Annotated in this window: 11 protein-coding genes and 1 pseudogene; 9 read left to right on the top strand and 3 right to left on the bottom strand. The window is 70.6% G+C overall.

Going from position 1 to position 19,801, the window contains the following annotated elements:
• Positions 1-90: 90 nt before the first annotated feature.
• Entirely contained in the window at positions 91-921 is an 831-nt protein-coding gene (locus QMG73_RS32570) for an SWIM zinc finger family protein (protein ID WP_281902130.1), read from the bottom strand.
• Positions 918-5,303, bottom strand: coding sequence for an SNF2-related protein (locus QMG73_RS32565; RefSeq protein WP_281902129.1), 4,386 nt, complete (start codon positions 5,301-5,303; stop codon positions 918-920). The genes QMG73_RS32570 and QMG73_RS32565 overlap by 4 nt, the downstream gene beginning before the upstream one ends.
• Positions 5,304-5,350: 47 nt before the next feature.
• On the opposite strand from QMG73_RS32565, the gene QMG73_RS32560 reads away from it, so the two are divergent.
• Positions 5,351-6,115 carry an aldo/keto reductase gene (locus tag QMG73_RS32560; protein ID WP_281902127.1) on the top strand — a complete coding sequence of 255 codons (765 nt, stop codon included), beginning with the start codon at positions 5,351-5,353 and terminating at the stop codon, positions 6,113-6,115.
• Between the two features lie 8 nt (positions 6,116-6,123).
• On the opposite strand, the gene treZ is transcribed toward QMG73_RS32560, so the two are convergent.
• Positions 6,124-7,845 carry a malto-oligosyltrehalose trehalohydrolase gene (gene treZ, locus QMG73_RS32555; RefSeq protein ID WP_281902125.1) on the bottom strand — a complete coding sequence of 574 codons (1,722 nt, stop codon included), beginning with the start codon at positions 7,843-7,845 and terminating at the stop codon, positions 6,124-6,126.
• A 361-nt stretch (positions 7,846-8,206) separates the two neighbouring features.
• Here treZ and QMG73_RS32550 point away from each other — a divergent pair, with 361 nt between their 5' ends.
• The 8 genes and pseudogenes from QMG73_RS32550 (at position 8,207) to QMG73_RS32515 (ending at position 19,770) form a co-directional block, all read left to right on the top strand.
• Positions 8,207-9,469: a glycosyltransferase family 4 protein gene (locus QMG73_RS32550; RefSeq protein ID WP_281902266.1), complete on the top strand. Its 1,263-nt coding sequence runs from the start codon at positions 8,207-8,209 to the stop codon at positions 9,467-9,469.
• A gap of 5 nt (positions 9,470-9,474) precedes the next feature.
• Positions 9,475-11,298: pseudogene (gene glgB / locus QMG73_RS32545) on the top strand (1,4-alpha-glucan branching protein GlgB); the annotation flags it as partial.
• A 1,083-nt stretch (positions 11,299-12,381) separates the two neighbouring features.
• Positions 12,382-12,981, top strand: coding sequence for a TetR/AcrR family transcriptional regulator (locus QMG73_RS32540; protein WP_281902121.1), 600 nt, complete (start codon positions 12,382-12,384; stop codon positions 12,979-12,981).
• Between the two features lie 21 nt (positions 12,982-13,002).
• On the top strand, positions 13,003-13,803 hold the full coding sequence (locus QMG73_RS32535) for a hypothetical protein (RefSeq protein ID WP_281902119.1): 801 nt from the start codon (positions 13,003-13,005) through the stop codon (positions 13,801-13,803).
• The gene (locus QMG73_RS32530; RefSeq protein WP_281902117.1) at positions 13,800-16,058 is read left to right on the top strand and encodes an HAD-IB family hydrolase; all 2,259 of its coding nucleotides are present in this window, start codon (positions 13,800-13,802) and stop codon (positions 16,056-16,058) included. The genes QMG73_RS32535 and QMG73_RS32530 overlap by 4 nt, the downstream gene beginning before the upstream one ends.
• Before the next feature lie 38 nt (positions 16,059-16,096).
• Complete coding sequence (locus QMG73_RS32525) at positions 16,097-17,248, top strand: zinc-dependent alcohol dehydrogenase (protein ID WP_281902264.1); 1,152 nt, start codon at positions 16,097-16,099, stop codon at positions 17,246-17,248.
• 10 nt (positions 17,249-17,258) lie between these two features.
• On the top strand, positions 17,259-18,836 hold the full coding sequence (locus QMG73_RS32520; RefSeq protein ID WP_281902115.1) for a lactate racemase domain-containing protein: 1,578 nt from the start codon (positions 17,259-17,261) through the stop codon (positions 18,834-18,836).
• A gap of 10 nt (positions 18,837-18,846) precedes the next feature.
• Complete coding sequence (locus tag QMG73_RS32515; RefSeq protein WP_281902114.1) at positions 18,847-19,770, top strand: lysophospholipid acyltransferase family protein; 924 nt, start codon at positions 18,847-18,849, stop codon at positions 19,768-19,770.
• Positions 19,771-19,801: the final 31 nt, after the last annotated feature.

Genomic DNA, 19,801 nt, shown 5'->3' with positions numbered 1-19,801 from the left:
TCTCCCACTCCGGGCAACGTACTGCCACCATACCGGCGCCCAGGGCACGGTGCGGGCCCTGTCGGGGCGGAATGTCCGGATTACACAGGGCTAGGACGACAGGGAGCGGTAGAAGGGGCGGAGGCGTTCCAGGAGGCCGGGGCCGCCCAGCGCGGGCCCGGGCGCGGGGAGTTGGCGCAGCAGCAGGTCCGGCTCGGTGTCCAGGGTCTGCGGCCGGGCCGGCAGCGGCTGCGGCGAGAGCCAGAACCGGTCCAGCGACTCCGCCAACGCCGTATCGGGCACCTCGGTCAGCGCGACTGCGGTGCCGATCGCCGCCGGCGCGGACGCCCGACGACTGCGGGCCGCCGGGCCACGCAGCCGCGCCAGCAACGCATCGCGGGACCGACCCCGCCAGTGCAGGATCTGGAACGGATCCGCGTCGAACGCCTCCGCCAGCAAGTAAAACGTCGCCGCCAAATGCTTGCACGGCACCGCGTGGTCCGGGCATGAGCAGCGCATGTCGAGCTCGCCGATGCTGCGCGGGAAGAGCGGCGCGCCAGCCTCGTCGAAGACGCGCTCCAGTTCCGGGGGCAGGTCGCCGGCCAGCAGCCGCGCGCTGTAGATGGCCTGCGCCGCGAGCATGTCTTCGATCCGCGTCCAGAGCTCGTCGGCGAACGGTGCCAGCCCAACCCGCACCTGGTACGGCGTGGCGCGCGAACCCTGCACCGACGCGGTGACCATGCCGGGCGACACGTCGAGGGAGAGCACCTGGCCGGCGCGGGCGTACGACCGGCCACGCGTCAGCCGAGTGCCGACCGCGAACGACTCCAGCACGTCGAGGAACCGCCGCGACCACCACGACTCCCCGATCTGACCGCGGGTGCTGCGCGCCTTGAGCCCGCCGTCGACCTTCCGGGTGCGCCCGTACACCTCGTAGCTCATTCGACCACCGCCCCGGCCTCCAGCGCGAACAGGCTCCGCAGCTCCGATGTGGACATCTCGGTCAGCCATTGCTCACCGGTGCCCACGATGCGAGCCGCTAGCCCGCGCTTGTCCCGGATCATCTCCGAGATTTTCTCCTCCACCGTGCCAGCACACACGAACTTGCGCACCTGCACGGCCCGCCGCTGCCCGATCCGGTACGCCCGGTCGGTCGCCTGGTCTTCCACCGCCGGGTTCCACCAGCGGTCGACGTGCACGACATGGTTGGCCGCCGTCAGCGTCAGGCCCGTGCCGCCCGCCTTCAACGACAGGACGAACAGCGACGGCCCGCCCTCACCCTGGAACCGCGCCACCATCGCATCACGGTCCTTCTTGGACACTCCACCATGGAGGTAGAGCACCTCGCGGCCGGTACGCCCCGACAGGTGCGCGCGCAGCATCGCACCGAACTCCGCGTACTGGGTGAACAGCAGCGCCTTCTCCCCCGCCGCCAGCACCTCGTCGAGGATCTCCTCCAGCCGCGCCAGCTTGCCCGACCGGCCCGACATCCGGGTGCCGTCGTGCAGGAACTGTGCCGGATGGTTGCACACCTGCTTCAGCTTCGTCATCGTGGCCAGCACCAGACCGCGCCGCTCGATGCCCTCGCTCGACTCGATCCGCTCCATCATGTCGTCGACCACCGCCTGGTACAGCGACGCCTGCTCGCCGGTGAGGTTGCAGAGCACCTCCATCTCCAGCTTCTCCGGCAGGTCCGAGATGATCGACTTGTCGGTCTTGAGGCGCCGCAACACGAACGGCCCCGTGATCCGCCGCAGCCGCTCGGCCGCCTCCTCGTCACCGTGCCGCTCCACCGGTTCGGCATACTTCTTCTTGAACGCCGCCGCCGCGCCCAGCAGCCCCGGATTCGCGAACTCCATGATGGACCACAGGTCGGCGAGCCGGTTCTCCACCGGCGTACCCGTCACCGCCACCCGGTGCCGCGCCGGCAACGCCCGCACCGCCGCCGCCTGCCGCGTCGCCGCGTTCTTGATGGCCTGCGCCTCGTCGACCACCACGCGATGCCACGCGACCTCGCCCAGCGCCTCCGCGTCGCGCGCCGCGATCGCGTAGGTGGTGACGACGATGTCCGCGGCGCTCACCGCCGCCGCGAACTTCGCCCCCCGCGGCCGCTCCGCACCATGGTGTACGTGGACCCGCAGCTCCGGCGCGAACTTGGCCGCCTCCCGCTGCCAGTTCCCCACCAGCGACATCGGACACACCAACAACGTCGGCCCCACCTCGGGCCCATCCCCCGCCGTCAACGCGAGCAACTGCACGGTGTTGTGGCACAGCATGCCGCCCGCGACGAAGTTGTGGTGCTCAGCGACTTCGAAGTCGTACACCCAGCCTGTGTGGTGCACGTCTTCGACGGCCACCACCCGAGCGAAGTGCACCTCGCTGCCCGCACGCCAGGCCAGGGCGTCGCGCAGATCGCCCAGCCCTTCGACGTCCAAGCTCCGGTACGCATCCGTGACGGCCGCGGTCCACTTCGTACGCGGACGGCGGGCATATTCCGCTGCCGCTTCGCCGGAAAGGATGCGGTCGAACCCCGCGAGAGCGAGCCCCGCCGTCTCCTTCGATGCGTCCTGCGTTCCGGCGAAGTAGACCGGGCCCACGCCGAAGTGCCGGGCTGGCAGGCCGCTACGATCCTTGGCCTGGATCAGCAGATCGCTGGCCGGCACGCCTTCGACGTTGGTGTTACTCGGCTTCGCGCAGACCGCTGCCAGCTTCGACTGCTTGGTGGCATCCGAGAACCCGACGTGCTCGCGGAACAGGCGCAGGGACGAGCCACCGATCAGCCCGACCTGGTACGGCCGGGCGATGCCGGAGCCGTTCGTCGCCCGCTTGTGCTTGACCGTCACGCGCATCCAGATGCCGAAACGGCGAAGCATCGCAGACAGCTGACGCATCAGCTGAGGTGAGGCCGAACTGATCTCCACTACCCGCATCCCGGTCAGGACCGAGCCCTCGGCGGTGAAGTACTCCCGCAGGAACAGCGCGATCGTCGCGTCGTCGGCCGACACGATGAAGTCCGGGATCGCCTTGCCGGCGGACCGCTCTCCCCACTGGTATCCGCGGCGCCCCAAATAACGCATATAGGCAACGCTATATATTCCAAGGAAGCCGTATCCTTTGTGATTGAGGCTAATCCGTGGGTTGTTGACACGTATGCCAAGCCGGTCGCCCAAGTCGAGCGCACAGCGACGAAGCCGCCCGAGTACTGCCGTGTCCTTCTGGGAGATCTGGACCGCACCAGTCGGCAGTTCGCAACCTTCGCTGATCTGCCAGGCGAGCAACGTGGTCAGGTCCGCATCGACGGGCTCGCCTCGCCAGCGCAGACGCGCCGGCACGCACAGGCGGTCACCCACGGAGATGTTTGTCGTCCAGCCGTGCGTGCCCAGCAGCTTGTGGCGCCGGGTCACGACCACCTCGCTGCCGTCGTCGAGACGCACCCGGCGCAGGGGCTCGCTGACGTGCTGCCGGTAGAGGCGCCGTACGGGAGCTTCCACCATCGGTCCGGGGAACGGCCCGCCGGACAGCGCGTTGGTCACCAGCGGCTCGGTCGGCGCGCCCCACTCGCCCTCGCCGTCTGAGACGGCCGGGCCGGCGTACGCATCCCAGGCGTCCTCCGCCCGCACGAGCCGACCATTGAGAAAAACGGGCGTATCGCCCAAAAGACACTTTCCTAAGCCCATGTCGTCCGCTAAAATCCCGCCCAATCCCAGCGATTCCAGGAAGCTCAGCCAGGCCAGCCCTCGCTTCTGGTACGGGCGCAGCGTGCCCACGAAGCCGGGCGGCGGTTCCACTGGGGACAGATGCCGCTCGGCCTGGCCCGCGAGCAGGTCGCCGAGCGCCCCGTCGGCCGTGACCGCCTGGATGGGCAGCGCGTCGGGATCGTCCTCCAAGGACAGTCCAAGGTGGAGCAGCTCGCCGACCGTCATCTCGCCGCCGGACTTGAGCAGCTTGAGCCCGGCCGCGAGCCGCTTCGCGTCGAGCTCGACCCATTGGCCGCGCAGCCGCACGAGTGGCGTCTTCAGTTTGGCGAGCGTGCGCAGTTCGCTTTCGGAGAGCGGCTCGTCGCCGAGTGCCAGCTCCCATTTGTAGTCCACGATGGACGACATGCCCACCGCGCTGCGGCTGGCGACGGTGCCGGGTGCGGTGCGGGTCTTGGCGTTGAGGCGGGCGCCGAGCCGCGAGCCGGGTTTGCCCCACCAGGTTGGCAGCAGTACGCCGAAGCCGGCCGCGTGCAGCAGCGGCGCTCCCTCGCGCAGGAACCGGTGTGCGCCGGCGGCGTCGACGGCGAGTTCGCTGGGTTTGGCGGTGCGGAGGGCGTCGTCGAGTTCGGGCCAGAGGCGGCTGGCGCGGCCCAGCTCGGTCAGGAGGGTTTCGCGGGGCGCGTCGAGGTGGCGGGCGAGGGCGCGGAGGGCGCCGCGGGAGCGCCAGACGCGTTCGGCGTCGACGACGAGGCTGGGTTCGTCGGCGGCTTGGAGGGCGAACTCGACCCGCCAGTCCTGTACCTCGTCGGATGGTGGCTCGACGAGCCGGAAGCAGGCGCGGACGGCACCGCCGGCGGCGTCGCGCTGCCATTCGGCGAGTTCGGCGCCGAGGGCGGCTATGCCGGCGGGGTCGGCGGTGAAGCGCCGCTCGTATCCGGTGAGCGCGGCAAGCCAGGCGCCGGTGGCGGTGCCTCGGCCGCCGGCGATGCGCGTGCCGGTGATGCGGGCGGCGGCGTCGACGAGGGCGTCGAGGGCCGCGGCGGTGACCTCGGCGGGGCTGCCGCCGGCGGCGCGGGTGGCGGGCGGCAGGGCGGCCGCGAGCGACTGGGCCCAGGCGGCGTCCGCCCCGGTGAGCAGCGGCCGCCAGAGCGCGAACGCCCCGTCAGCGGCGGTGGAGAGGGTCGGGAGGAGGCGGCCGCGGCGGACCAGGTCGATGGCGAAGTCGGCCACCTCGGCCAGGTGGCGCAGCGACGCGCCGTACCGCAGCTCGTCGTCGTCGAGGGCTCGGAGCAGCGGGAACGCGTCGTCGGGCGCCAGCTCCAGCACGGGTACGCGCCAGGAGGCGAGTGCCATCGGGGCTCTGGCCGGCGGCTCTGGGCGTACCAACTCAGGCGAGTCGACGGGCCGGCCGGCCGCGGTCGGGAGGCCGAGCACGGCGGTGGTCTGCGTGGCTTTCGCCGCGAGGTCGCCGAGCGCGGCGGCGAGGTCGCCGGCGGGGGCGGCGAAGGGGTGGGGTCGCTCTTTCGGGGGACGGCCCGAGCGGCGGGGTGGTTCGGTTGGCGCCGCCGGATCTTCCGCCCACAGGGCCAGGTGACCGCGGTGCCACAGCCCGTGTACGACCAGCACCTCGCTAGTTTGCCAGAGGCCGGATTTGTCGAGAGTAGGTTGGGTTCATGACTCAACCGACCGTGAGCCTCGCCGGTGGCGGCCAGATGCCGCTGCTCGGCTTCGGCACCTGGCAGCTTCCGGGGTCGCAGGCGTATGACCCGGTGCGGGTGGCGCTCGACACCGGATATCGGCATCTGGACACCGCGACGATGTACCGCAACGAGGCCGAGGTGGGCCGCGCGCTGAGCGACAGCGGTGTGCCGCGCGACCAGGTCTTCGTCACCACGAAGCTCCCCGCGGAGCTGGCTGGCCGCGAGCGGGAGACGATCGAGGCGAGCCTGCGCGCTCTGGGTGTCGACCAGCTCGACCTGTGGCTGGTGCACTGGCCGCCGAGCGGGGCGCGGCCGGAGACGTGGCGCGAGTTCGTCGCCGCGCGGGAGGCGGGGTTGACCCGCGCGATCGGGGTGAGCAATTACAGCATCGGCCAGATCGACGAGCTGATCGACGCGACGGGGGTGGCGCCGGCGGTCAACCAGATCCCGTACAGCCCGGCGCTGCACGACGCGAAGCTGCTCGCCGAGCACCGTGAGCGGGGTGTGGTGGTGGAGGGATACAGCCCGTTCCGCCGCAGCAACCTGCGCGAGCCGGTGTTCGCCGAGGTGGCGCGGGCGCACGGGGTGACGCCGGCTCAGGTGATCCTGCGCTGGCACCTCCAGCACGACATCGTGGTGATCCCGAAGTCGGCGACCCCGGACCGCATCAAGGCCAACTTCGACGTTGCGGGCTTCGAGTTGACGCCCGAGGAGATGGCCAAGATCGACGCGGTCTGAGTGCCGGTCTAGAGGGCGAGGACGGCGGCGGATTCGGCCGAGAGGTCACCCGCCGCCGTCGCGCCGGGCGCGGTCGACAGGAGGATCTCGTCCCCCCGCAGGGGGACGCGGGTGGGGTGTGGCGCCAGGTTCGCGGCCACCGCCGTGCTGCCGCGCCGCATCACGAGCCAGCGGTTGCCGTGCGTGACCTCGACGCGGTCGAGTCGCGGGTCGGTCAGGTCGGGCCGGGCGCGGCGCAGGGCGATGAGCCGCCGGTACAGGTCGAGCATGTCGCGGTGCGCGGGCTTGCCGAGTTCTGCCCAGTCGAGCCGGGATCGGGCGAGCGTCAGCGGGTCCTGCGGGTCGGGCACGTCGCCGGCCGGCCAGCCGTGCTCGGCGAACTCGCGCCGCCGCCCCTCGGCCACGGCGGTCGCCAGCTCGGGCTCCGGGTGGCTGGTGAAGAACTGCCACGGCGTGGTCGCGCCCCACTCCTCGCCCATGAAGAGCATCGGCGTGAACGGCGAGGCCAGCAGCAGTACCGCACCGACGCGCAGCAGTCCGGGGCTCAGGGTCGCGCTGATCCGGTCGCCGGTGGCCCGGTTGCCGATCTGGTCGTGGTTCTGCAGGTACGCGACGAAACGGTGCGCGGGCGTGCGCTGGCGGTCGACGGGCCGGCCGTGCGTGCGGCCGCGGAAGCTCGACCACGTGCCGGCGTGGTAGAACGCCCCGGTCAGCACGGTGGCGAGGCACTCCAAGGAGCCGAAGTCGGCGTAGTAGCCCTGCCGTTCCCCGGTGAGCAGCGCGTGCAGGGCGTGGTGCGCGTCGTCGTTCCACTGTGCCTGGAGCCCGTATCCGCCGGCTTCGCGCGGCGTGACGAGCCGCGGGTCGTTGAGGTCTGACTCGGCGATCAGCGTGAGTGGGCGGCCGAGGTGCGCGGCGAGGGCGTCGACCTCCGCGGCCAGTTCCTCCAGCACGTGTACCGCGCGGTGGTCGACGAGCGCGTGCACGGCGTCGAGCCGCAGCCCGTCGGCGTGGTAGTCACGCAGCCACGACAGCGCACTGTCCACGATGTACCGCCGGACCTCGTCCGAGTGTGGACCGTCCAGATTGAGCGATCGCCCCCACGTGTTGGCGCCTTGGGCGAGATATGGCGCGAACCGCGGAGCGTACGCCCCCGACGGCCCGAGGTGGTTGTAGACGGCGTCGATGATGACGCCGATGCCGCGCGCGTGGCAGGCGTCGACGAGCCGCTTGAGCCCGTCCGGCCCGCCGTACCCGTCGTGCGGCGCGTACCAGCACACCCCGTCGTACCCCCAGTTGTGGGTGCCGTTGAACGCGTTGACGGGGAGCAGCTCGACCATGTCGACGCCCAGGTCGACGAGGTGGTCGAGCCGCCCGATGGCCGCGTCGAAGGTGCCTTCCGGCGTGAACGTGCCGACGTGCAGCTCGTACAGCACGCTGCCGGCCAGCGCCCGCCCGGTCCACGCGGTGTCGGTCCACCCGAAGGCGGCGTGGTCGTAGACGCGGCTCAGGCCGTGCACCCCGTGCGGCTGCCACGCCGAGCGGGGGTCGGGCAGCGGCTCGCCGGCGCCGTCCAGCAGGTACCCGTAGTCCGTCCCGGGGAGTACGCCGGGGAGGTCGGCGCGCCACCACCCGCCGTCGCCGGCCACCATGGGGACGTCGTCGGCGCGGCCGGCGATCCGCAGCCGCACGTCGGACCGTTCGGGCGCCCACACCGCGAAGTGGGTCATGTGACCGGACTGTAGACCCGGCGCGACCCCGACACGCCGCAATCAGTGGTCGCGGTCACGGTTACCGTGAACATCGCGTGTCGTCGCTCACCTTCTGACCTCTTTGGAATGCGCGCGTAACAACAATGCTTTTTGATTGGTGAAGCCCGGTCGGGCGACAACCTCCTACACCTGCCGCCAGAGGCGCCGGCGGGGTAGCCACGCACCTTCCCACCCTTGAAATGGAGATGCAGTGACCCTGCGGGTCGACGAGCAAGACGGCGCCTTCCGCCCCAGCCCTCTCCCCTCCCCCTCGACCTACCCGCACACCGGCCTCCCCACGGCCTCGGGACCCGCACCCGACGGCCGCCGCCGGATCCTGATGCTGTCCTGGGAGTACCCGCCCGTCATGGTGGGTGGCCTCGGCCGGCACGTGCACGCCCTGTCTGTCTCGCTGGTCGCCGCCGGTCACGAGGTCACCGTCGTCACCCGCCACGCCCCCGGTGCCCCCCTTGAGGAGTACGCCGACGGCGTGCGCATCGTCCGGGCGCCCGAGGACCCGCCGGTGTTCCCGCTCGCGACGCCGTCGTTGCTGGCGTGGACGATGGCGTTCAACCACACGCTCACCCGCGCCGCGCTGCGCGCCGCCGAGTCCGGCGAGTACGACGTGATTCACGCGCACGACTGGCTGGTGGCGCACACCGCGATGACCCTCAAGGAGCACCTCGACCTCCCGCTGGTGACCACGATCCACGCCACCGAGGCGGGGCGGCACCAGGGCTGGCTCCCCGAGGAGATGAACCGCACGATCCACTCGGTGGAGTGGTGGCTGTCCAGCGAGTCGACCCGGGTCGTGGTCTGCTCCGAGTACATGCGGTGGGAGGCCAACCGCCTCTTCGACCTGCCGATGGAGCGCCTCGACGTGGTCGCGAACGGCGTCGAGATCGACCGCTGGCAGGTCCCCCAGGCAGCGATCAACCAGGCGCGCGAGCGGTTCGCCGGCGCCGGCCCGCTGCTGACCTTCGCCGGCCGGCTGGTCTACGAGAAGGGCGTGCAGGACCTGATCGCGGGCCTGCCGCGGCTGCGCTCGGAGCACCCGGGCCTGCGCCTGGTGATCGCCGGTGACGGCCCGTACCGGCCGGAGCTGGAAGCCGACATCCACCGGCTCGGCCTGTCGCAGGCGGTGACGTTCCCGGGGTTCCTGGGCGGCACCGACCTGCCCGCCGTGATCGCGGCGTCGGACTGCTTCGCGGTCCCGAGCATCTACGAGCCGTTCGGCATGGTGGCCCTGGAGGGCGCCGCGGCGGGTGCCCCGCTGGCGGTCGCGGCGACGGGCGGCCTGGCGGAGTTCGTCGAGCCGGGTGTCAACGGTGTGACGTTCCCGGCGAAGGACCCCGACGCGCTCGCCCACGCGGTCAGCATGCTGCTGGCCGACGCCGAGCTGGCGCGCACGCTCGCCGGCCGGGCCCGGACCATGGTGCACGAGCGGTACGGCTGGGCGTCGATCGCGGCGCACACCGCCGCGGTGTACTCGTCGGCGATCGCTCAGGCGCCGGCGTTCAACGCCCAGCAGGCGGAGCTGCGCATGGCGCAGGGCCGCGCGGTGGCCCCGGTTCGTGAGGGCAACCTGCTGGCGGTCGCCTGATGCTCGACACCCTGAAGCGGCCTACTCCCATGGGTGATCTCGACCTCTTCCTGCTCTCTCAGGGTCGTCACGAGCGGCTCTGGGAGGTGTTGGGTGCCCAGGCTCGCGAAGGCGGTTCGCACTTCGCGGTCTGGGCGCCGAACGCGCGCGCCGTCCAGGTCATCGGCGACTTCAACGGTTGGAGCGGCGTCGCCCTGGAGCGGCTCGGCCCGAGCGGCGTGTGGGGCGGTTTCGTCCCCGGCGCCGCGCCCGGCCACCGGTACAAGTACCGGATCCACGGCGCGGACGGCGAGTGGACCGACAAGGCCGACCCGATGGCGACCGCGACCGAGTGCCCGCCCAAGACGGCCTCGGTGATCTACGAGTCGGCCTACGAGTGGGGCGACGGGTCGTGGATCGAGAGCCGCGAGAGCGACCACCACGCCCAGCCGATGTCCGTGTACGAGGTGCATCTTGGGTCGTGGCGTCCGGGCCTTTCGTACCGAGAGCTCGCCGACCAGCTCACCGAGTACGTCACCGAGCTTGGCTTCACGCATGTGGAGTTCATGCCGGTGGCCGAGCACCCGTACGGCGGCTCCTGGGGCTACCAGGTCACCGGGTACTACGCGCCGACGGCCCGGTTCGGGTCGCCCGACGACTTCCGGTACCTGGTCGACCGCCTGCACCAGGCCGGTGTCGGAGTATTGCTCGACTGGGTCCCGGCGCATTTCCCCCGTGACGCGTGGGCGCTCGCTCGGTTCGACGGCACCCCGCTGTACGAGCACCCCGACCCGCGCCGCGGCGAGCACCCCGACTGGGGCAGCCTGGTCTTCGACTACGGCCGCCCCGAGGTCCGCAACTTCCTGATCGCCAACGCCCTGTACTGGCTGGAGGAGTTCCACATCGACGGCCTGCGCGTCGACGCGGTCGCCTCGATGCTGTACCTCGACTACTCCCGCGGCCCGGGCCAGTGGTCACCCAACGCGTACGGCGGCAACCATCACCTGGAGGCCATCGACCTCCTCAAGCAGCTCAACGAGACCGTCTACCGCACCCACCCCGGCGTCGTCATGATCGCCGAGGAGTCGACCGCCTGGCCCGGGGTTTCCCGCCCGGTCGACTGGGGTGGCCTGGGCTTCGGCCTCAAGTGGAACATGGGCTGGATGCACGACACGCTCGACTACGTCGAACGCGACCCCGTGCACCGCAGCTACCACCACGACCAGCTCACCTGGCCGTCGGTGTACGCCTTCGACGAGCAGTTCGTCCTCCCGATCAGCCACGACGAGGTCGTGCACGGCAAGCGCTCCCTCGTGGCGAAGCTCCCCGGCGACCGCTGGCAGCGCCTGGCCGGCCTCCGAGGCTTCCTCGCGTACATGTGGGCCTTCCCCGGCAAGCAACTCCTCTTCATGGGCTCCGAGCTGGCCGACGAGCACGAGTGGAGCGAAGCCAACGGCCTCGACTGGTCGTCGACCGGCGACGGCACCAGCGAAGTGGTCCGCGACCTCAACCGGGTCTACCGCTCCACACCGGCCCTGTGGTCCCAGGACACGAAGCCCGAGGGTTTCGGCTGGATCCGCCACGACGACAACGCGGCGAACGTCCTGGCGTTCACTCGCGTCGGCGCGGATGGCGAGACGCTGGTCTGCGTAGTGAACTTCTCCGGAGTTCCGCGCATCGGCTACGAGCTCACCCTCCCGAAGGCGGGACGGTGGGAAGAGGTCATCAACACGGACGCCCAGGCGTACGGAGGCACCGGCGTGGGCAACCTCGGTGCAATCGTCACGACGCCCAAGGGCAATGCGGTAGTCAACATCGGCCCTTACGCCGCGGTCTGGCTACGCGCCTAGACAATCCACTTCCACAGATATTGAGCTACCGCGATGCCCGTCGCGCTCCATACCGCTGCTCCCGCGGCCTCACCCTCCGCGCGTAGCACCGCACGGCGCGGCGCACGGTGGGCCTGGCGGCGACCCGCACGGTCCGGCGGCGGCCGAGCGGACGCCGCGGATGCGGCGGATGCGGCGGATGCGGCAGGTTCGCGGACGCCGCGTGATGCGGCGGCGGGCGAGCGCACGCCGCGTGATGCGGCGGCGGGTTCGCGGCGCCGATCAACGCCATTCCCATCGATCAAGGGCGAATGCACGCGGTTTTGAGATCGAACCACGTGCGTTCGCCCTTGATCGGCGGAAAAGGTCCCCGGGTGGGAGGCGGCGCGCCATCGCGGCCGGGGCTAGCCGCCGGGGTTCGAGGGGTTACCGGCGGCGTGTCGCCGCACCCTGCGCGGTGCACGCCGCACCCTGCGCGGTGCACGCCGCACCCTGCGCGGTGCACGCCGCGTCCTGCGCGCCGATCAAGGGCATTCGCATGGATCAAGGGCAAATGCACGCGGAAAGAGATCAAACCGCGTGCATACGCCCTTGATCGGCGCACCCGGCGTGGCGACACGCCGCGCCGGGCCGACCTGGGAGCGGACGCACGCGGAAAGGAGATCCACCGCGTGCATACGCCCTTGATCGGCGTACAGGGCGTGGCGACACGCCGTGCCGGGCTGGCCTCGGAGCGGACGCACGCGGAAAGGAGATCGAACCACGTGCGTTCGCCCTTGATCGGCGCGCAGGGCGTGGCGACACGCCGCGCCGGGCTGGCCTGGGAGCGGACGCACGCGGCAAAGAGATCCAACCACGTGCGTTCGCCCTTGATCGGCCGGCAGCGCGCGGGGCGTGGCGACGCGCCGTAACGGGCGGGCGGGCGTGGCGAAAGGCGGCGGGCGGCGGCAGAGGGCGGGGGACGGCGGAGGGTGAGGCCGCGGGAGCGGCGGTCTTGAGCGCGGCGGACATCGCGGTAGCCCGAAAGCTGCCCTTGATCACAAGCACCTCGCATGACACGATAGCCCCATGCCAAACTGAACGGTTTGGTTTGATCGGGGGATCATGAGGGGCAGCGCGAAGCGGGAGCAGATCCGCCGTGGTGCGCTAGAAGCCTTCCTCCAGTGCGGCGTGGCCGGCACCAGCATGGATCATGTGGCCGCGACCGCGGGCGTCTCCAAGCAGACCCTCTACGTCTACTTCCGCAGCAAGGAAGACCTGCTCGTAGACGTGCTCGGTGCGATGGTCGCGGCGCTCGACGAGCGTGCCCCTTTGCTCGGCGATCGTGCGGTCGCGTCGCGCGAAGACCTGCGCGCCGTGCTCTCCGAGGTGGCCTGGACGATGGTCAGCCACCTGATGAGTCCCGACAATCTCGCGCTCTTCCGCATCTTCATCGCCGAGATGGTCACCACCCCAGCCCTCACGCAGATCTGGCGTGAGACGGTGCCGGAGCGCTTCCTGGCCAGGGTCGACACCGTGCTGGCACACGCCCACGACGCCGGGGTCATCAAAGACGTCGACCTCGACCTGGCCACCCGGCTGTTCATCGGTCCCCTGATGACCTTCATTTTCATGGACGGTCTGGCCCGTCCGGGCAACGTCCTGGTTCCGAATCGAGAGCGGGTCGACGAGGTGGTCGACCTGTACCTGCGCGCCGTCACCTGACACCCCTCGGAGGCCGGCCACATGTCCTTCAACCTCGACACCTACAAACGCGAGGCGAAAGCCGTCATCGTCGACGACATCGACTTCGACGACTTCCGCGACCAACCGCTCTCTCCCGAAGCCCTCCGCTGCCTGCACTACATGACCGACGTCGAGACCCACACCGTCTGCTACCTGCGCGATCTGCTGGTCACGCCCTCCCACCAGAACCCCCGGATCACCACGTTTCTCACGATGTGGAACTTCGAGGAGTTCTGGCATGGCGACGTCATCGACCGCGTGCTCGCGGTGCACGATGAGATCAACGGCCTGCCGCGCCACGAGAGCGTGCGGGTCAACCAAGGCTTCTCCGGCAACGTGCTGGCACCCATCACACAGTGCCTCGCCGCGGCGGTGATCGGCGAGGATTTCATCGCCACACACATGACGTGGGGCGCCGTCAACGAATGGTCCGCCCACGCCGCATACGGAAGGTTGATCGAGCTTGAACAGCATGCGACGCTGACGAAGATTCTCCAGCGTATCCAGCAACAGGAGAGCCGACATTTGGCGTTCTACATGACCGAGGCCCGCGAGCGCCTGGAGCGCAGCCGGCGGGCCCAACGGATCACCCGGTTCGCGCTCAAGCGCTTCTGGGCGCCGGTGGGATCCACCATCACGACGAAGGCGGAGACCCAGTTCATCCTGCGCTACCTCTTCCAAGGGGGCGCCGGGTCGAGGATGGTGCGCATGCTCGACCAGAAGGTCGACAAGCTGCCCGGCCAGGAGGGCCTGAGTCTGGTGTCCAAGTCGGTCGCCAAGTTCGGTGTGTCTGTCGCATGAGCCATCTGGACGGGGATCACATCCTGCTGACCGGTGGCACCGGCTTCCTCGGGCAGGCGCTGCTTGAAAAGGTGCTGTCCAGCTACCCGACCACCCGGGTGACGCTGCTGATCCGCCGCCGGGGCAGCTCGTCCGGCACGGATCGCCTCAGGACGCTGCTGAAGCGGCCGGTCTTCAACACCTGGCGCGAGGCGGTGGGCGCCGAGGCGGCCGCCGCCGCAGTCGCTGAGCGCGTGAGCGTGATCGACGGCGAGTTGGGCAGCACCGAGGTCACACTTCCTGACGACCTGAGTGCCGTAATCCACGCGGCGTCGACGGTGTCTTTCGACCCGCCGATCGACGACGCGTTCCGCACCAACGTGCAAGGCGTCGTCGACCTCTATGACGCGGTCGCGCGCACCGGAACCACACCCCACATCGTGCACGTCTCGACCGCCTACGTCGCGGGCGCGCGCAAGGGTGTCGTGCCCGAGCGGTCGCTCGACCACGACGCGGTCTGGCGCACCGAGCTGGCCGCCGCCCGCGCGGCACGCGACAGCGTGGAGTGGGACTCGCGGCGGCCGGGCGTCCTGCGACGCGCACTCGCCGACGCGCGAAAGGACCACGGAAAATCCGGACCACAGTCCACCGCGGCCGCCGCCGAGGAGCGGCGGGTGGAGTGGGTGGAGAAACAGCTCGTCGAGTACGGCCGACTGCGCGCGCAGAGCCTCGGGTGGCCCGACGTGTACACCTTCACGAAGGCGCTCGGCGAGCGCGTGGCCGAGGAGAAGCTCACCGGCGCGATGCCGCTGTCGGTGGTGCGACCGGCCATTGTGGAGAGTTCGCTGCGATACCCGTTCCCCGGCTGGATCGACGGCTTCAAGATGGCCGACCCGCTGATCCTCGCGTACGGACGGGGCATCCTGCCGGAGTTCCCGGGCCTGCCCGACGGCGTACTCGACGTGATCCCGGTCGACATCGTCGTCAACGCCACGCTCGCGGTCGCCGCCACGCCACCGCCCGTCGACGAGCCGGCGTACTACCACGTGGGCTCCGGTTCCCGTAACCCGCTCACGTTCCGGGGCATCCACGACAGCGTCCGGGAGTACTTCACCGAGCACCCGATGCCCGACGGCGGCCGGGGCCAGATAAAGGTTCCAGTGTGGACGTTCCCCGGCGCGAAGCGGGTGGAGCGGATGCTACGCACCGGTGAGAAGGCACTGTCGGTGGCGCAGAAGGCGCTGCTGTCCGCCCCCGCCAACACGCGCACGCGGCACTGGCAGGACGACCTCACCAAGCAGAAGGACAAGCTCGACTTCCTGCGCAAGTACTCGGAGCTCTACGGCGTTTACACCGAGGCCGAGGTCATCTACACCGACAGCAAACTGCTCGCGTTGCACCGAGCGCTGCCGGCGGAGCGCACCGAGGAGCACGGCTTCGACGCGGCCGTCATCGACTGGCACCACTACCTGCAAGAGGTGCACTACCCGGCCATCACGGCCACCATGCGCAAGGCGACCGCCGGACGGCGTACCAGCAGCAGCGCCCTGCCACCGCTCAAGCACGCGCCCAACGGCGGCGTCATCGCGGTCTTCGATCTGGAGGGCACGATAGTGGCCTCCAACGTGATCGAGACGTACCTGCTGGCCAAGCTCTGCGACCTGCCGCGGGCCGGATGGCCGGCGGAGCTGGCCGACCTGGTCCGCCGGATGCCGCGCTACCTGGCCGCGGAGCGCCGCGACCGCGGCGAGTTCCTGCGCACGTTCGTACGCCGGTACGAAGGCGCCGACGAGGCCGGCCTCGCCCGCCTCGTGAAACACCACCTGGGCGACGCGCTGCTGCGACGCTCGCATCCGGAGGCCATCCGCCAGGTGCGCAAGCACCGCGCGGCCGGCCACCGCACGGTCCTCATCACGGGCACCGTCGACGTGCTGGTCCAGCCGATCGCCGGCCTGTTCGACGAGGTGGTGGCGAGCCGGCTACACGTGCGCGACGGGCGGTTCTCCGGGTTCCTGGAGTCGCCGCCGCTGGTCGGCGAGGCACGCGCGGCGTGGCTGCGCCGGTACGCCGAGACGGTCGGCGCCGACCTGACCGAGAGCTACGGCTACGGCGACAGCTACTCGGACCGGCCGCTGCTGGAGGCCGTCGGGCATCCGGTCGCGGTCAACCCCGACCCGCACCTCTACCGGCACGCCAAGTCGCGCCGCTGGCCGGTCGCGCACTGGAAGGCGTACACGCTGCCGGTGGGAGACGCGTTCGTGGAGACCGCCTTATGAACCTGACTCTGGAATATCACCGTTCTCCGGTGCGGTACATGACGACCCGCACCGCGACCGGCACCTCGGTCGGCGGCCGGGCGTCGGGCTGGATGGCGGCGAACCTGTCGCCGCTGCGCCTGCTCAACCGCCCCGAGCCCCGGCTGCCCGGCGCCGGCTGGACGAGGGTGCGCCCGCGCCTGTCCGGCATCTGCGGCTCCGACCTGGGCCTGCTGACCGGCCGCAACTCGCCGTACCTGTCGGCACTGATCTCGCTGCCGTTCACGCCCGGCCACGAGGTCGTCGGCGACACCCTCGACGACCTGCCCGACCTGCCGAAGGGCACCCGGGTGGTGCTCGACCCGGTGCTCGGCTGCGTGCCCCGCGGGCTGGAGCCGTGCGCCGGCTGTGCCGCCGATCAGCCGAGCCGCTGCGACCACATCACCGCCGGCCGGGTCTCCGCCGGCATGCAGACCGGCTACTGCGCCGACACCGGCGGTGGCTGGAGCCGCGTGTTCGTCGCGCACGCCAGCCAGCTCCATCGTGTACCGGACACTGTGGACGATGAGCGGGCGGTTCTGGTCGAGCCGCTCGCGTGCGCGATCCACACCGTGCGCCGGGCGCCCATTCCAGACGGTGCGAGCGTGCTCGTGGTCGGCGCCGGCACGGTCGGCCTGCTGACGACGATGGCGCTGCGCGAGTACACGAAGGCCGGCCCCATCTACGTGATCGCCCGGTACGGGCACCAGCGGGAGTTGGCGCGCGAGGCCGGCGCCACCGAGGTGCTGGCCTCCGACCGGGCGGCACGGGCGCTGCGCCGGGCCACCGGCGGTTTCCTGGCCCGGCCGGAGCGCGGCTCGGAGTACCTGCTGGGCGGCGTCGACCTGGCGTTCGACTGCACCGCCGGATCCGGTTTGGACACCGCGCTGCGGGTCGTACGGGCCGGTGGCACAGTGGTGATGAGTGGCATGCCGAACGCGGGTGTCGACCTCACGCCGCTGTGGTTCCGCGAGCTCAACCTCGTGGGCGCGTACTGCTCCGGCGGGCACGACTTCCCGGACGCCCTGGCGCTCGCGCAGTCGGCGCCGCTGACCGGGTACGTCGACGCGGTGTACCCGCTCTCCCGCTGGCGCGACGCGATCGGTCACGCCAGCGCCGCCGGCCGGTTGGGCTCGGTCAAGGTGGCGTTCGATCCGACGAAAGACCAGTAGGGGGCCTTTGATGAGTCGTCCCGGCTTTGTGCTCGAAGTGGACGAGCGCACACCAGCGCTCCTCATGCATGAGGGCGAAGGCTTCCGGTTAGAGAAGCTGCCGCTCGGCAGCCGCGTCATCTACCCGCCGGAGTCGCTGCCTGGCCTGCGCGACCTCGACGCGCGCATCCGCCACGCCCTGGCCAACCCGCTCGGCCGCGAGCCGCTGCACGAGTTGCTGCGGCCGGGCATGCGGCTGACGATCGTCTTCGACGACCTGTCGATCCCGCTGCCGCCGATGCGCACACCCGACATCCGCCAGCGAATCATCGAGCAGGTGCTGGAGTTGGCCGCCGCCAAGGGCGTCGACGACGTCGAGCTGATCGCCGGCAACGCGCTGCACCGCCGGATGACGCCCGCCGAGCTCAAGCGCACGGTCGGCGAGCGGGTGTTCCGCTCGTTCTTCCCGCGCCACCTGCGCAACCACGACGCCGAGGACAAGGCGAACCTCACCGAGATCGGCCAGACCCGGCACGGCGAGGTCGTCGAAATCAACCGGCGGGCCGCCGAGAGCGACCTGATCGTGTACGTGAACGTGTCGTTGACCGCGATGAGTGGCGGCCCGAAGTCGGTGTCGGTCGGCCTGGCTTCCTACCGCAGCCTCAAGCACCACCACAACGTGCACACCCTGCGGCATTCGAAGTCGTTCAACGACCCGCCGAACTCGGCGATGCACCACTCGTACAACCGCATGGCCGGGCTGCTCGACGAGAGCGTCAACATCTTCCAGATCGAGACGACGGTCAACAACGACACGTTCCCCGACTACGTCGGCTTCCTCAACAAGCGCGAGTGGGAGTGGAACCTCAAGGACCAGGCGTCGTACCTGGCCGTCAAGCGCGCCAACGACCTCGCGCCACCGAAGCAGCGCCGGCAGATCTGGCACCGCACGGCCGCCCCGTACGGCGTGACGTCGGTGACCGCGGGCGACCCGATCCAGGTGCACGAGGTCACCACGCGCCACGTGCTGCGCCAGCAACTGACCGAAGTGGACGGTCCGGCGGACATCGGCATCTTCGGGCTGCCGTACATCTGCCCCTACAACGTCAACTCGATCATGAACCCGATTCTCGTGATGTCACTGGGACTCGGCTACTTCTTCAACCTGTACCGGGGCCAGCCCATCGTGCGGCCCGGCGGCGTGGCGATCTATTACCACCCGGTGCGCAACGAGTTCCACCCCGTGCACCACCCCAGCTACATCGACTTCTTCGAAGAGGTGCTCGCCGAGACCACCGACCCGGTGGCCATCGAGACAAAATTCGAGGAGCAGTTCGCCACCGATCCGTGGTACATCCACCTGTACCGCAACAGCTACGCCTACCACGGCGTGCACCCGCTCTACATGTGGTACTGGGGCGCCCACGCCATGGAGCACTTGGGCGACGTCATCTTCGTCGGCGGCAACCGGAAGACCACGGAGCGGATGGGATTCCGCAGCGCCTCCACATTGGACGACGCACTGGAGATGGCGCGCGAGCGGGTAGGTCGCTCCCCGAGCATCAACTACCTGCACGCGCCGCCGCTGACCATGGCCGACGTGCGCTGAGGGGGCTGTCATGGGACTGATCCGAGACGTCAAGGTACTCACCGGCGGGCGCGACTGGCGTGGCCGGTCGCGCACACCCCGCTCGGCGGCGGCACACGAACCCCCGGAGCCACCGCGCGAGTTCCCCACCGGCTGGGCCCGCACCCAGGTCGCCCAGGCCGCCCGCCGCGCACTCCAGCGCGGCGTGCTGACCCCGCTCACCTGGAGCCAGACCCGCCCCGAGGTGCAGGGCCGCGAACGGCTCGACGCCCTCAAGGGCCCGGTGGTGTTCGTGGCCAACCACAGCAGCCACCTCGACACCCCGCTGATCCTCGGCTCGATCCCGCAACACCTGCAGAAGCGGGTCGCGGTGGGCGCCGCGGCAGACTACTTCTTCGACGCCCGCTGGCGCGCCGCGGTGACCGCGCTCGTGTTCAACGCGTTCCCCGTCGAGCGGCACCGGTCCCGCCGGCTGCGCAGCCTCGCGCCGTACCTGCTGGCGAAGGGGTGGAGCCTGCTGCTGTTCCCCGAGGGCACCCGCAGCGAAGACGGCTGGATGTCGCCGCTGCGGCTGGGCGCCGCCCACCTTTGCGTCACCCAGGGCGTGCCGATCGTTCCGATCGCGCTCCGCGGCACGTACGCGGCAATGCCCCGAGGTCGCAACTGGCCGATACCCGGCCGCGCCCGGGTCGTGGTGCGCTACGGCACCCCGCTGCACCCTGCCGAGGGCGAGGGGGCGCGCGCGTTCAACGTTCGGGTCGGCGACTCGATCACGCAGCTGTGGTCCGAGGAGGATCTCGGCTGGTACGGCAGCCTGCGCGCCCAGGCCCGCGGGGAGCTTGCCCTACCCAGTGGCCAGCAGTTCCCGGCGAGTTCCTGGCGCCGCACCTGGGAGTCCACGCGCCCGCTGGTCGACCGCGCCCCCCGCAGAGCCTGGCGCCCACCTTCTTCGTGATCAGGGCGTCCCTCAAGTCGTTCTAGCGACT

The sequence above is a fragment of the Phytohabitans aurantiacus genome (genome assembly GCF_027923225.1).
GTDB classification, from domain to species: Bacteria; Actinomycetota; Actinomycetes; order Mycobacteriales; family Micromonosporaceae; genus Phytohabitans; species Phytohabitans aurantiacus.
The sequence above is the reverse complement of the archived record's forward strand: the minus strand, read 5'-3'. Positions and strand labels throughout refer to the sequence as shown.